The sequence below is a fragment of the Trichlorobacter thiogenes genome (assembly GCF_900167465.1).
GTDB lineage: Bacteria > Desulfobacterota > Desulfuromonadia > Geobacterales > Pseudopelobacteraceae > Trichlorobacter > Trichlorobacter thiogenes.
The window spans coordinates 587,009-600,899 of sequence record NZ_FUWR01000001.1 but is presented as its reverse complement, the minus strand read 5'-3'; the positions used below and the strand labels follow the sequence as shown (position 1 = coordinate 600,899).

General features: G+C 47.9%; 17 protein-coding genes and 1 pseudogene. 3 read left to right on the top strand and 15 right to left on the bottom strand.

The features are described 5' to 3' along the window. Positions 1-20 precede the first annotated feature (20 nt). From B5D39_RS02935 to B5D39_RS16985, 14 genes are all read right to left on the bottom strand, one after another. Positions 21-287: a type IV conjugative transfer system protein TraL gene (locus B5D39_RS02935; protein WP_078788888.1), complete on the bottom strand. Its 267-nt coding sequence runs from the start codon at positions 285-287 to the stop codon at positions 21-23. Between the two features lie 58 nt (positions 288-345). Continuing rightward, a complete protein-coding gene (locus B5D39_RS02930) occupies positions 346-645 on the bottom strand; it encodes a hypothetical protein (protein WP_078788887.1) in 300 nt (99 codons plus the stop codon). A gap of 54 nt (positions 646-699) precedes the next feature. Next, a complete protein-coding gene (locus B5D39_RS02925) occupies positions 700-1,452 on the bottom strand; it encodes a DsbC family protein (protein WP_078788886.1) in 753 nt (250 codons plus the stop codon). Continuing rightward, a complete protein-coding gene (locus B5D39_RS02920; protein WP_078788885.1) occupies positions 1,449-2,054 on the bottom strand; it encodes an OmpA family protein in 606 nt (201 codons plus the stop codon). Before B5D39_RS02920 ends, B5D39_RS02925 begins: the two co-directional genes overlap by 4 nt. Before the next feature lie 278 nt (positions 2,055-2,332). Beyond that, positions 2,333-3,625: a type II toxin-antitoxin system HipA family toxin gene (locus B5D39_RS02915; protein WP_078788884.1), complete on the bottom strand. Its 1,293-nt coding sequence runs from the start codon at positions 3,623-3,625 to the stop codon at positions 2,333-2,335. After that, a complete protein-coding gene (locus tag B5D39_RS02910; RefSeq protein WP_012468411.1) occupies positions 3,615-3,953 on the bottom strand; it encodes a helix-turn-helix transcriptional regulator in 339 nt (112 codons plus the stop codon). The genes B5D39_RS02915 and B5D39_RS02910 overlap by 11 nt, the downstream gene beginning before the upstream one ends. A 492-nt stretch (positions 3,954-4,445) precedes the next feature. Further along, positions 4,446-4,778: a hypothetical protein gene (locus B5D39_RS02900; protein WP_078788882.1), complete on the bottom strand. Its 333-nt coding sequence runs from the start codon at positions 4,776-4,778 to the stop codon at positions 4,446-4,448. Positions 4,779-4,787: 9 nt separating this feature from the next. After that, positions 4,788-5,669, bottom strand: coding sequence for a ParM/StbA family protein (locus B5D39_RS02895; RefSeq protein WP_078788881.1), 882 nt, complete (start codon positions 5,667-5,669; stop codon positions 4,788-4,790). 214 nt (positions 5,670-5,883) lie between these two features. Continuing rightward, complete coding sequence (locus tag B5D39_RS02890) at positions 5,884-6,480, bottom strand: hypothetical protein (protein WP_078788880.1); 597 nt, start codon at positions 6,478-6,480, stop codon at positions 5,884-5,886. Positions 6,481-6,567: 87 nt separating this feature from the next. Beyond that, complete coding sequence (locus B5D39_RS02885; protein ID WP_078788879.1) at positions 6,568-7,029, bottom strand: hypothetical protein; 462 nt, start codon at positions 7,027-7,029, stop codon at positions 6,568-6,570. A gap of 55 nt (positions 7,030-7,084) precedes the next feature. Beyond that, complete coding sequence (locus B5D39_RS02880; RefSeq protein WP_078788878.1) at positions 7,085-7,729, bottom strand: sigma-70 family RNA polymerase sigma factor; 645 nt, start codon at positions 7,727-7,729, stop codon at positions 7,085-7,087. A gap of 146 nt (positions 7,730-7,875) precedes the next feature. Beyond that, a complete protein-coding gene (locus tag B5D39_RS02875; RefSeq protein ID WP_078788877.1) occupies positions 7,876-8,205 on the bottom strand; it encodes a hypothetical protein in 330 nt (109 codons plus the stop codon). Between the two features lie 261 nt (positions 8,206-8,466). Next, positions 8,467-9,306, bottom strand: a complete 840-nt coding sequence (gene trfA, locus B5D39_RS02870; RefSeq protein ID WP_078788876.1) for a plasmid replication initiator TrfA — start codon at positions 9,304-9,306, stop codon at positions 8,467-8,469. Positions 9,307-9,599: 293 nt separating this feature from the next. Continuing rightward, positions 9,600-9,794 carry a helix-turn-helix domain-containing protein gene (locus B5D39_RS16985; RefSeq protein WP_161947410.1) on the bottom strand — a complete coding sequence of 65 codons (195 nt, stop codon included), beginning with the start codon at positions 9,792-9,794 and terminating at the stop codon, positions 9,600-9,602. Between the two features lie 30 nt (positions 9,795-9,824). On the opposite strand from B5D39_RS16985, the gene B5D39_RS02865 reads away from it, so the two are divergent. Together B5D39_RS02865 and B5D39_RS17280 are read left to right on the top strand one after the other, a co-directional pair. Next, on the top strand, positions 9,825-10,517 hold the full coding sequence (locus B5D39_RS02865) for a LexA family transcriptional regulator (RefSeq protein ID WP_078788875.1): 693 nt from the start codon (positions 9,825-9,827) through the stop codon (positions 10,515-10,517). A gap of 14 nt (positions 10,518-10,531) precedes the next feature. Further along, positions 10,532-12,034: a recombinase family protein gene (locus B5D39_RS17280; protein WP_078788874.1), complete on the top strand. Its 1,503-nt coding sequence runs from the start codon at positions 10,532-10,534 to the stop codon at positions 12,032-12,034. Between the two features lie 13 nt (positions 12,035-12,047). On the opposite strand, the pseudogene B5D39_RS17275 reads toward B5D39_RS17280, so the two are convergent. After that, positions 12,048-12,377 (bottom strand): annotated as a pseudogene (locus tag B5D39_RS17275) (ATP-binding protein); the annotation flags it as partial. A 421-nt stretch (positions 12,378-12,798) separates the two neighbouring features. On the opposite strand from B5D39_RS17275, the gene B5D39_RS02850 reads away from it, so the two are divergent. Next, complete coding sequence (locus tag B5D39_RS02850) at positions 12,799-13,740, top strand: replication initiation factor domain-containing protein (protein WP_078788873.1); 942 nt, start codon at positions 12,799-12,801, stop codon at positions 13,738-13,740. The last annotated feature ends 151 nt before the right edge of the window (positions 13,741-13,891 follow it).

The following is a 13,891-nucleotide window of genomic DNA, read 5'->3' as shown; positions in this document are numbered from 1 at the left end:
CTTTCTCCCTCTGCTTGTGGTTATTCCAGAAAATCTCTTTCGAAGAACTGCGGGTACCCCTTCATCGGTGCCAGGCCGATGAAATAGAGAACGTGACGCAGGAAGCCTCGCGGGTACTGTCGTTTGAAGCGGCTGTATGCCCACGGTACGATGATCATTGTCAGCCAGAGATACCCCCCGAACTGCTGGGCGAGGATAAAGCTTGCCGTCATGATGGCCAGGTCATCGGGTTCGAACCAGAGAACCTGAAAAGGTTGCGTCAGATATTGGGGAAACTTGCGGATCACGTACGTCTCCGTTCATGGCTACAAGATGGTGAGGGGGGCTTGCGCCCCCCGGTTGTGGCTAGATGATCATCCCGAGTGAGGTGACGATCTTGTCCGAGTTGATGACGAGTACTCCTCCCAGGATGCAGAGGACTGCCGGGACCATCTTCTGCTGGATCATGACGACGACGCCGGCAATGATGGAAAGGACACCGGCGATGGCGCCGAAAGGTCCCTTGAGGATGTTGTTGATGAAGAAGTCGTAGGCCTCGAAACCGAACGAACCGGCTACGGGGGCAACGAGGGCCATGGCCTGGGATGCTGCCAGCGTTACGATCATCGCAACGAGGGTCATCAGAAGCATTTTCCGCTTGTGCATTCATTTCTCCTTTGAGCTGTTGGTGTGATGGTCAGACGATGTTGCGAAATAGATTCAGTGTGATTGCGGCTTACTCACCTCCTTTCCCTTGTCCAGCAACCCGGTGATCCGTTGGATGTCTGCACCATTCACGTGAGCACCTTCGATCCAGAGTGCCGGTGTTCCACGTACGCCAAGCCCAGCAGCAATTTTCTCCATCTCCTCCAGTTGCTGTTGCTGTGTGTCATCGGTTATGGAGATTGGCTTTCCGTCCAGCACTCCCTCGAATACATCATGGAATGCCTTGTCCCTGTCAGATTGCGACAGGATGTAGCGAGCCTTTTTCTCTGCGTCGGGATGTATCCTACGTAGTGGGACGAAATAGACGTAACGGGTCACGTCAGTTCGCTTCGAGAGGAAGTTGTCAACTTTGCGGCAATAGGGGCAGTCAGGGTCGGTGAACTCTATGACCTTTTTCGGGCCGTTGCCGATTTTCAGGGCTTTATCCAGGGGGAGGCTGTTGATTCTTTCTGTAACAACCTTCTCCCGCATCTCGGCTGTCAGGTTCTTGCCGTCTTTGGTCCAGATTTCACCAAAAAAGAGGTATCCTTCGGGGCTGAAGTAAAATACCTGTTCGCCTGCGGTGATCTCATATAGGCCTTTGAGCGGCGATTCCCTGAAGCCATCCAATTTCATATTTGGAAAGGTCTTCATCAGGGTCTCTTTCTCCGTTCTTAGATTGTCGTTAGCCATAGAGAAACCCGCCGCAGTCACGATGAACATCATCAGCCCGCCGACCATAAGTTTCTTGTTATTTGCGATCTTCACATTCCCTCCTTTTGTAATCCGATGATTTCTACTCTTCTGTTCTGTTGCTTGTCCTGCGAGGCAGGGCAGCATTTGCCTCTGCCTTCGATAGTGCCGATGTTCACCCCCTTGGCCTTCAGTGCCGTGGCGACGGCCTCTGCTCTTCTGAAGGACAGTTTCTTGTTGTAATCATCCGTACCGATTGTGCAGGTGTATCCGGTTACATTGACGGCATTACCTGCGGGAATATCCCTTGATAGCTTTTCCAGATTGTCCTGTTCAAATTTGGAAAGCCTGGAACTGTTCAGCTGAAAGTGAACTGTCCCGAGTAGCCCTTTGATTTCAGACAGCTCATTTCTGGGTGTAACAGTGACAACGTCTGGTTGCGTAGCTGGTGGTTGTATTGTCATCGGGTCGCTCATTCTCACCGCAAGCTTGGCAATGGCAGGGAGGATGGTCAGCTTGTTGTCCGGGCAATCGGAACAGACAACAAAAGTGTCCCCACTCTGGGCTGATGCGGCATCAAAGGAATACGCGAATGGTCGTTGGCGTATCTCCGAAGCGAAACTTGACAGTGGAATGAGAAAAACGAGTGACGCAGTGGTCATGAACTTTGCCAGCATGAGTCCTCCGGAAATTTGATCTTCATATTGATTATCTTCTGGGGGGGAAGGTGCGAGGGTGGTCTTTGCGAATTCCTCTTTGACGAGGCAGGAAAATTCTTAAGATAGGCCACGACTGGCGGCCACGGCCATACACTTGCCGTTACCAGTTGTGGCGGGAAAGCGAGTAGCGTGAATTGCTCAAATATGAGGAGTGGTGAAAATGATTGGGTTACAGAAGAAGGGTGTATGTATAAAAAAAGCCGCAAACTCCATAAAGAAGTTCGCGGCTTTCAGGCTCATCCCCGCTCGTGCCGTCTGGCGAGGTCTTTCAGGGGGCCTGGTTCTAGCCCCTCGAAAACGTATGGATTCAATATCTGATTCCCCCACAGCAGATTTCGATCAACTTCGCTCAACGATGCATCGTCACAGACAGTCGCCCAATTCTGCTCGATGCACTGGATCTGTTTAGCGATAATGTTGACGGCCTCATCTTCGGTGAGAAGAAATTGCGGAGCGGCAGCAATGCAGGTGGTGATCCGACTTGAACGGTCGTCTCCCATGACCAGCATTGCTTGAGTGGCGATCTGCCCATGGCGAGCCTGTGGGCAGATATCGTATGCCGGGGTTAACGTCAGCATCTGTCCGTCCCAGAAAGCTGCATGATTGCGGGCGTGGTCGTCAGTATTGCCGACCAGAATATTGAACATGATGCGGGAAAACAGTTCGCGCAATGTTCCGGGAGCATTTCTGAATTTACTCCGGATAATTTCGGCCAACGTTTCATAGCTTGCGTAACGGGCCATCATCTCATCCAGAGTCAACATCGTCAGAGCCGAAACAAGGCTCTTGCGCTGCCACCCATTGGCCGTTGCCTTCCGATCAAAACGATCGACAAGCAGCACATCCTTGCCGGCGGTATGTTCCAGAGAGACCGGCGCCACATCAATGCCAGCCATGGCAGCTAGTCTCATTGCGACATACTCTGCTTTGACGACGGAGTAGAGGTCGGTGGAAGTGGAAAATTTCGCTATGAATTTCCGGGAATTACTTTCAATGAGGGCCTTGGGTCGTGCTCCACCGATAGAGGTTCCATGCTGAAGGGCCTGTGCAAGCTCAGGAGTTAGCGGAATTCCCTTCTCGACACGCTCGGTCGCCTCAATCAGTTCTTCAATGGGGGCTCCGGAGGCATATCGCGGCTCGTACTGCGTAGGCGATAACTGGAAATCAAGGGCGCCTATCCGGTCGGACCCGGACTCAATAAGGTAACTGAGTTCGTCGAGTGCTGACGGGTCGATTCCAGGCGCTTTATTTCCGAACTTCTTGTTGAGTATTACCCTGCGCCCCCAGGCATCAGGAGCTGCGTCCCGTAAACACCCCGGGATGGAAAGCCCAGATAGGAGAGGGAGTAGCCCCTGACGCAGGGGAAGTTCAGCGTCGTAAATCGAAATAGCATTGTCGCGCTGCAGGTAGCTTTTACCGTAGTTGAAGACATATGTCGTCCCTACGGTTGTAAGCATTCCGGCCACCACCGGATCTGTTTCTCCAGGGAGCCAAATCCAGACATATAATTCTTTGTACTCAGAATTCATCGTTTACCTTCATAGAGCTGCGAACCAACTGCGGCAGAAGAGCCAGCTTATCGTCAACCCGGCTTATATTTCTGGAGATATTCGCGTTCCCTTCATCCCCAAACAGGTTTACCCCAACCAGGTTGGCTACCTCAAACACCAGGCCGATCTCACACTTCGGATCGCCACGCTCGATCTTCTGCAAAGTCCTTCTTGAAATCCCCGCCCGTCCGGACAGGTCTTCCTCAGTCATCTTGCGCTCTTTCCTGCCAAGCCGGATGAGTTTGCCCAACAGCTCTGCAGCATCCCGGGTCTGGCGGAGATATGTACGGTTGACTGGAGACGCCATAGATCACCTATTGAGCATTAACGTAGTCATGTGATAGCTTCGTGATTACGATAATAGTCAAATTAGAAGGATGCGTCAACGATTATTGAGATCTTTCTTCTCGCAAAAAGTGATAGAATATTTCCCGATTTACTTCGTTGATAACCTCGCCAACTGATGTTCCTGTTGGAGCATTTTTATAAAATCCATCGGAGAGATGTTGCGTTGCCTTAGTAACAGTATTAACTCCAACTCTTTGCGCGAGATTTCATCACGTCCAAAGTATAGAGTTCCAGACTTTTCGTCAAAAAACAGGGATCGAAGCCAATTAGCTGTCGTCACCCCATCTTGACCCGGGACGATAGATGGATTCTCCATGAGAATTGCCGCAATAAGATCAATTACCTTATAAACTTCTTGCCTAGTCATGCTTCCGCTCAAATTTCATATAACCAAGTTCCTGAGCAACAATATCGCCATATTCGTCATATATTTTGATCTGACTTTACTTCGTCATTTCAGTATATTGCCAAGAACTGTGGCACAGTAGTCTTCCGACAGTTCCCCAAGTGGTAACGCCTGACGTTCAAGAGTCGTTGGCATTAATGGTGTTGATTCACGTATCGTAATGGGTGATTCATTCCGATTTGCTTTAGTGGTGGCTTTCAGTGGTTCTTCGTATCCCTTGGCCATGAGCGCCATAACCTGTGCCCCCTGTTCCGTTGCCAGAAAGTATTTAAGGGCTTCGTGGGTAAAGGCCGACTGCTTCCGGCTTTTACGAAGGCGTGCGAAAGCATTGACGATGTCGGGATCATAGGTTTTTATCTTGAGCGTGAACTGGGCCATGATTCACGCTCACATTCCGCCAGCGAGTGAACGGAATCCGCGGGCATTCGCAAATTCCGGAACCGGCAGGACGATTACCTCAATATTCTTTGCCGGAAAGCCATCCTTGAGCAGTGCGGCTCCGCCACCAAACAGCAATACCCGGTCGAAGTCGGCATGCATTCCAACGTGCGCCTGCAACTCTCCCTGGACATCCCGAAGGATGTGCTCGATGTAGGCAACGCCGGCATCGCTGATTTCTCTTCTGACATCGTGTCGCTCGAATCCGTATTGCAGATAACCCTTCTCGATCAGGAAAGCTATTTCGACCGGGGTAAAAGTGCCGGAAGGTGCCAGATCTTTGATGCGTGGCAGCAGATAGCTGGTTGCCATTTGGTGAACACCCCGTTTGTTGAGGGTCTTGCCGTAGATGATCTGTCTTTTCTGAGGAGAAAAGAGCGTAAAGATGATGGTGTTGAATCCGATGTCTATTCCCAGCACGTTGCCCTCAGGGCGTTCCTCGACATTATCCAAGTAATCCCTGAGTCCACCGAGACCTTGCGGGAATATGGCGACATCAGTGACGAGTGCTCCAGACAATGCCTTTGCTAAGGCCGGAACCGCTCCGCCAGGTTTGTTTTGATCCTGCCAATAGGAAAATGGCAGACCAACCGCGAGTGTGACCGTCCCTTCAGCCTTGGCTGCCTTGAAGCAGTGGCCAACAAACTCTGGATAGAACCTCACAAGCTCTTCCATCGTTTTCAGGTAGGACGAACCCGATGACAGAAGTGCTTCTTCTCCCACCATCAAATTATCTCCGTCATATCTGAATGCGGAAATAATTCTCCCCTTACGATCCTCATACATCCACTTTGCTGACGAAAAACCCAGATCACAAACCAGCACACTCATGATTGCCTCCTTGGAGAATATTTTGGGGAACAAAACGTCCCCTACACCTATAATCTTGCGGGGGGGAAGGTAAAGGAGACGTTTTGGGGGAATATTTCGGGGAATATTTAGGTTCCTTCCGATTATGGACCCTGTTTAGGTACCTATTTATTCCCCCAAAAAGGTTCCTTGTCTCTGTTTGTAATACATGGAGAGCTATTGTCTCCATGTTGCGTTATTGGTTTTGTCTCTGAGCGATCAAGAGTTCTAGTCGTTTGATTTGCTCATCATAACGGAGCGCCACCTGGAAACGCTGCAGTGCATGCTCCAGATCGATGCCGCCGGCATTTATCGCAGGATTGCCGATCATCTCGGCAACGTAGGCATTGCGGTCGGGATGCCAGACGATTGTTACTGATGGATGTGGATCGTGTATTCTGGTGGTTGGGACCCTCTGCGGCGGATCTTCGCCAAACATCCGCGCATAAACGGCAGGAAAGTCTCTCTTCAATGCTTCATGGATGTCGCCCTGTTCACCTAGTGCCAGTTCTCGTGCTGCTTTTACAGGATCAAAACCCCATCCTATGCACCAACGCGGGAAGGAATACCCTATTTTTTTCAGTGCTGATTCCCACTTGTCATCGATTCCGTATGAACGGCGTAGTCCAACTTTTTCAAGGGTATCAATGTCGCCGGTACCCTTGAGTAGGTTATGGATATGTGCGACCCAGCTTTTATTCACCGCCCTGCTTATTTCAATGACGCTCAAACCGGCGTTAAATGCCTCAACGATTCGCGAGTTGAGCTTTTCTTCCAGATTTTCAACTCTCATTCCGATTCTCCTTGCGTTGATGAGGTACAACATATCTAAAAGAACAAGTTCTTATAGATATGTTTAGTTGTCGACTCTGACAGATGTTTATGACCAAAAATTATCGTGGTTACCCTCCAACATGGCCAGCTGGATCAAAGTATGTTTGCGGCTTCCGATACGAGAATGACGGCGAAGGTTATATGCCGCCTGTCGAACCCGGTGGATTTTGAATTGCGGATACTCGACCTCGAAGTGCTGCTGGATGCGACTTGCCATCTCTCTAACGCTGAGTTTTGCTCTAGGTTTGAGATTGAGGTAGCTACTAAGGATGTATCGTTCAATTTTGCCGAAATCGGGGAAAGCCAGCATGACCGCCCTTTTGTCTGGTTTGAAGGTCTTATTCATTTGGGCAACGTACCATTCGTCTGTCCAGACTCGACAGAGAGCAGAAATAAGCAGCTGATTACTGTCAGTAAGCGGGAATTCGATGATGCGGTCTTCAGCAAGGCGCCTGAGCACCTTCTGGGATAATGGTTTGAACTTCGTGATTGCAGTATTGAGTTTCATAATGGCTCCTTTACAGGTTGTAATAGTCAACTGCTGTTGCCGTGAAGATCCTAAATCAGGAAGGCGGGCTTCTTGCTGAAAAACCCAAAGGCGTGAAGTCCTGAATGGCTACACAGCCAGACATTATTTCCTGGTGCTGTTGGGTCACGAGCCTCATGCGGTCAACGACTATGGTTCCGTTGTCTGCTAGCTGCTTTATTCGTCTGAACGCCCTTTTCAGAGTGTCTCGGACATTAAAGTCAGAACAGCCGTAGAGATCAGCGATCTCGTATGTGGATAGTTTCCCTTGATCCGCAACCCCCAGGGAGAGAGATAGAGTTTCCCTTTCCTTTTCCGTCAAGTGGTGGGAAATAGCCTCGAATATCGCCTCGATGTCAGCACCATCATCACTCCCGTGAATCGTCTGTTCGACTGCCTCAATGTCGCCATAACAGATATGCGAAGGAATCGAATTGGACCCATGGGTGAAGTTAGGGTCGGGAGTCAGAACGCTGATCTTGTTCCGGAATGTGGTCCAGAAGGCAGCCTCGAACGGGATATTCTTCTCCTGACTGCGAAGAACCGCGACGAATGCAGCCTCGTATGCCTCTTGCTGAAAGTCGCACATTTCATAGGGGGTGAATTTCCGATACTGCCTGATCTTGCTCTTGATCGTGGGTTCGTTGTCCTGCACCCATTGCACTGCCTTGAAGAAATCCATGTGACCTCCGCTCAAACAAAAAAAGCCGGTCACGGAAGTTTTCTCCGTAGACCGGCTTTGCCAGCACATTGAAGTGCCCGGCCGTGCCAGATTGAATCTGTGCTATTAGGTTGTCTAACTACGACTGGAGGCCGGGTGTTCCCGGATCACCTGCCAGGTTCAGAAAGTCTTACTCCCAAGCATGAAGCGATACGGATAATTTCCTCTGTAGAGGAGATCTTCCGAAGATGATCTTCAACCTTTCTCCTGATTCTCACGGTGTCCCATCCTGAAGGAAGGTAGATGCCAAAAAGATGAATGGTACCGTCTTCAGCAATGCTGATGGTTTGATCACGGAATGCCTTGATGACGACATTGATGTTCGGCAGGCCTTCATCCAGGCGGTATGCATTTCCGGTATGGGTAATGGTGAGTCCTTGCTGACGTAAATAAGCGATGACAATTGTCACTGCGTCATCAGGAACTGGGCAGTTCATGGGGGCCTCCTTGATGTTTTTCAGCCCCTAATGGTTATAAAAGGTTAAAAGAAGGTTAGGGGGTTGTGGAAAACTCTGTAACATCGCGTGCTGCAAAACGAATTTCCGATGTGCTTGTCGGCCAAAGGTCAATAGTTCTGCCGGTCTAAAGTCAATAGGTTTGCCGGTCAAAAGTCAGTACCTGTAGGGCTTAGGTCTATACTTTGTCGGTCAAAAGTCAGTAGTTCGCCGGTCATAAGTCAATACTTGGTAAGTCATAGGTCAATGCCTCCGTGCGACGGTAACCAGGTCATCCTTGACCTCCCAGGATTCGAGGAAACTCACTTTCACGAGAACATCGAGCGCTTTTCTCAATTCGATACGGAAATGCCTCAGCTCCATTTCGGAACCGCACAGCTTGATGAGAGTCTCAGCCTTTACCGGGAAAGGTTTCCGATGACTTGACCAGTAACCAAACAACTTGGATGCGATGCCGTCTGGAAGCGCTCGCCTCGTTTCCCAGTTCACTCTCGTCAGGAACTCTTCGTCAAATAGGAGGCGCATTTCCTCGCCAACCCAGACTTCCCATCGAGACAGATTTTCATTGTTATCGTTTCTGGATCTGAACTTAAGGATCAGAGAAACACTGATGAAGGTATCAAGGCGTTTTGATTGGAAGCGGATTGCTGTAGCCTGCATCCTGCTCAAGCAGACACGGAGTCGGTCGTAGCTTTGGCCCTTGATGGGCCAGCCAAGCATTTTGATGAAAGAATAGGGGGTGAAGTCGATGCAATCGCCAAGATGGGTCTTTTTTGCCAGGTGCATCAGGTGCAACCAGACAAGTTCATCATCCTGGCGCAGTTCCTCACCACGATAAATTACCTGGCCGTCTCCGATCACAGCTATTTCTGCGTCCTTCATGAAGAGACGAGCTTGATTACGGTTCCGGCAATTGAAAAGTGCCGAACGAAGGATTTCATTCGGCATTGCTCTTTGAGTATCAGGCCACTCTGGAAGATACTTCGGTCTCGCTGCTAGGCTTTCGAGAATGCGTTCGAACGAATCAACGCTGCTTCTATCGTCAACTGAACCTACTCTGTGTTGGAGTCTATTATGTTGCAATGGCCACCTCCCGTGATCGCGGAGGAGGTGGTGCTGGTGAAACTCTGATCCTGTCAGTTTCGCGCACAAAAGCCTGTCGCTCAAGGTCCCGACGGATAATATCCATCACACGATCAAACCTGGCTTCAGGGTCTGGAGATTTTCTGTATTCGATGGTTACCTTCACGGCCTGCTCGCAACAAACAGAAGATTAACTAAACATTTTGATGAAAATAATAAATACGTATGCTATAAATGATGAGTAAATGACGGTTGTCTGTTTCATATAGACGATAAACCGCTTGTAAATATCATCAATCGGCCCAAAGTGCATCAAATGGCCAACCTAATTCTTGGGCAATCAGCCTTTGCAGGCGTTGTGATTTGGCTCTGCCGCTGATTACGTGATAGACCGCAGTACGATGTACCCCTGCTTTTTCAGCGATATGTGATCCTGATATTCCTTTCTGCATCATCAGGACCTTTATTTTAAGCGCTTTCCTCATCATGATGATTATTGTTGCATAAGGATGAAAACCATGTCAAGCCAAAATCTGCAAAATGATGATAATTTGATCGAAACTATCATCGAAAAGCTGAAAAAAGCCCTTGATCTGAAGAATGATACGGATGTCGCAAAAGCGCTAGAAAGCGACCCAAGGCTGCTTGGAACCTGGAAAAAGCGGGGAACAGTCCCGTATGATAAAATCATCAAATTGTGTATCAGGCATAACATCAATTTGCAGTGGATTTTCTCAGATGATAGTTCTCTTCCGACGGTATGCCGTGACAATGGACTTGTCTCGGAGGCTGATGGCTACGTCCGGGTTCCTCGTTACGAGGTCAAGGCCAGTGCTGGCGGAGGTGCAATTATTCATAGCGAACAGATTGTAGATCACTTGTATTTCAAGACGGAGTGGGTAAAAAATGTGTTGGGAATCCCCAGGGATTTTCTGGCACTCATTTCAGTTCAAGGCGATAGCATGGAGCCTACCCTGAGCAACGGCGATTTGATCTTGATCGATGTCCGGACGTCGAAGGTTGAAGATGGCGCTATATACGTTGTGCAATACGACGATGCCTTACTTGTGAAGCGTCTTCAGAAGAAGTATGACGGCTCTGTTGTGATCCGAAGCGATAACACCCTATACGAGCCTGAAATTCTGCATGGGGATGAGGCGTTAAATCTTAAGATCGTCGGTAGGGTGGTTTGGGCCGGCGGGGTGATTTAGACAGGAATGACGGGATGAACGTTGGGATATGGATAAGGGTATCAACAGAAGACCAGGCGCGGGGAGAATCGCCAAAGAATCATGAAGCCCGTGCTCGAATGTATGCAGAACTCAAGAGATGGAACATAGTAGACTTGTATGATCTGTCAGGCGTTTCAGGCAAGGATGTCCTTGACAATCCCGAAGCCAAGAGAATGCTTGATGACGTAGCCGCTGGTCGAATACAGGCTCTTATCTTCTCAAAACTTGCTCGCCTTGCCCGCAACACCAAACAACTCCTAGAAATCTCCGACTACTTCCAAAAGCACGACGCTGCACTCGTAAGCCTTGAAGAGAGTATTGACACGTCCTCTCCTGCCGGCAGACTCCTCTATACCGTTATCGGCGCATTGGCTCAGTGGGAGCGTGAGGAGATCTCTGCCCGTGTCGCCGCATCAATTCCTATCAGGGCAAAGTTGGGAAAGAATACTGGTGGAAAGGGGGCCTTCGGTTATCACTGGGTTGATGGAAAGATCGTTCCCAATCCGGATGAAGCTCCAGTCGTCAAAAGGGCATACCAAATATTCCTTGAAACCGGCAAGCTGCTCACCACCTGTAATCAACTCAAAGATGAAGGGCTCTATTCAAGGAGCAAGAAGGTTTACAGGCCGACATCTCTCAAGCGGCTTCTCTCGGATACAATCTACAAGGGCATACGCAGAGCCAACTACGCAAAGAGTCTTGGTAACAAGAAGAATTGGGTGCTGAAACCGGAGTCAGATTGGGTCTATACCAACGTGCAACCGCTGGTGTCGGAAGAGGACTGGGACGCAGCCAATAAAATCTTTGAGGAGACTGCTCGACGATACACATCATTCAAATCGGTTCCAAAGGTTGGAAGGTTTTTGTTTTCAGGAATATTGAAATGCCAGTGCGGAGAAAAACTGTACGTTGCTCCATATCCGTCGATGAAGATTCCCCGTTATGCTTGCAAGAAATGTGGAATGAGAATCAACGAGGACATCATCGAGGAGAACTTCCAGAATGCCTTGAAGGAGGTGGTTGTCGCACCTGAACAGCTTGGTGCCAACGAAGATCTGGAAAATGAATTGGTGGAAAAGCAGGAGAGGCTTGAACTGCTGAAGAAAGAGCAGAAGGAAGTAAACGGGAAAGTTGATGTTTTAATTGACTTGTACGGTAAGCAGGTTCTTGATCAAAACGGGTTCAAAGAAAGATATGATCCGATCAAGACCAGACTTGACAACATTACCCTGGAGATCCCCCGCCTGCAGGCAGAGATTGATTTCATCAAAACAAATGAGATTGGCAAGTCGTATGTAATCGAGAGAGCAACTACGCTGGCGTCACTGTGGCCATCGTTGAGTTATGAGGCTAGGCAGCAAGTCGTAAAAGAACTTGTCGAGAGGATTGATGTCGGCGAGGATTCCCTTCATTTTGTCTTCTTTTATATCCCTTCGTTCGCGCCAGTAGAGAAAGGTTCACACATCTCCAGGGGTTCATGGCTGCCACCAGCATGAAGCGGGAGGGATAGGTCAGGGACTGCAGTGAGCGTGAGATAGTGACCTTGCCGTCTTCAAGGGGCTGGCGCAGCACCTCAAGGGCGTTTTTCTTGAACTCCGGTAACTCATCCAAAAACAGCAGGCCGTGATTGGCCAGAGACACTTCACCGGGTCGTGGTGATGAGCCACCACCGATCAGACCAACGTCCGAGATGGTATGATGTGGTGACCTGAATGGTCGACTGGTGACCAGGGCATGGCCGGATTCCAGCAAGCCGCTGACACTGAATACGGCGGTGGTTTCAATGGCTTCATCAAAGCCAAGGGGAGGCAGGATAGAAGGGATTCGTCTGGCCAGCATGGTCTACCGGATCCGGGCGGCCCGATCATCAGGATGTTGTAGTTAGCAAGACCTTTATTCGCCACCTCATTTACTCCTTCTTTATACTTATACCAACATGCACCAGCACAATCTATATTTCATTTTTCAGGGCATAATTGCCAAAATGGCTGCTATTTGTTTTTGCAATAACCATTAGCGTAAAATCAGACTTGGTCAGATTTGAGATCTAACCAAGTCTTAACTAATCTTAGTTAAGGGTAATCCTCGCACGTTCCACAATAAACACTAGTAAATACATTCTACCAGCCAATAAACATCCTTTAAAGAACCTCGCAAAAACCTTCCTGATTTCTGCTAATAAATTTTACTACTAACTAGTATATATATTAAGTGAGGTATTACTACTAATACTTCAATTAATTTAATTGAAGGGAACTAAATGAACATAGCAGGCCTTCATCAATTAAGGTTTTATCCTAATAATGATAATAAATCAATAACAGAAACTGATATTAACACAATGACAGTTGAACTGTTTAGCCTAAACCTTGATAACTTTGTTAAACTTAAAAATCAGACATCGGCAAAGAGACACTATGAGTATGCTTTTAATTTCAAAAATATGATTATAGTGTTCTGGAATCCACTAGCTAAATATTATCAATGTAGCATAGAGATTAATGGTTCAGCATTCGATCACGCCTGTATCAACGTCGAGAAAATATGCGAACTAATCAACGATAAATACACGGTATCCGACATCCATGCAAAAATTGATACCGATGAACTCTCATTCCTCCAGCTTTGGAAGTGTTACCAAGCTGAACTAGTTACTGCAAAAACTGTGCAATCAGCACCCTTTAAATCAAAGGATAGTATCAGAACAATCAATTTCGGCTCATCTCCTCAACTATCTTTGTATGAAGCTGGAAAATTCCATAATCTATCCCTCAGTAAAATAGTACGTGCAGAAATAAAATATTCCGGTAGGCACGCTAGGCAGTTTTTCCAAGAGTGGAGGAAAGATCGAGCTAACCTTGAAAAGCTTATTAAATCCTACATTGCTGGACAGTTTGACATTAAGTTTAGAGATCCCAAAAGCACAGATTCTAACAAAAGCCGAAAAGCTATCCTTCCCCAATGGAAGAAGTGGTTAAAAGAATCAGAGCCTAGACTACTGGATAAAGTTATTCCCCAAAAACCAATGAGAGCAAACCAGATAAAGAAACTTGTAGATATTATGTTTAAGCGGAAAGTTGAGTTTGAAGAAAACGAGTACAACGCAATAATAGAACTAGTTGAGAAGAAATATAGTGAATCTAAAGTAATTAATATAGAAGAGAACCAAGAAGAGCAACTACTACTACCACTTTGCTATTAATGCTATCCTCTGAATACATACAATAGTTGTCTTTACAGTTGATTTATTCAACCTTAACACATGATTTCTATCATAAAAAAACATCATAAACAGGAGAACTAAAAATGTCACTATCATCAAATAAAATTGACTCGCTCTGTACAATTTTGGA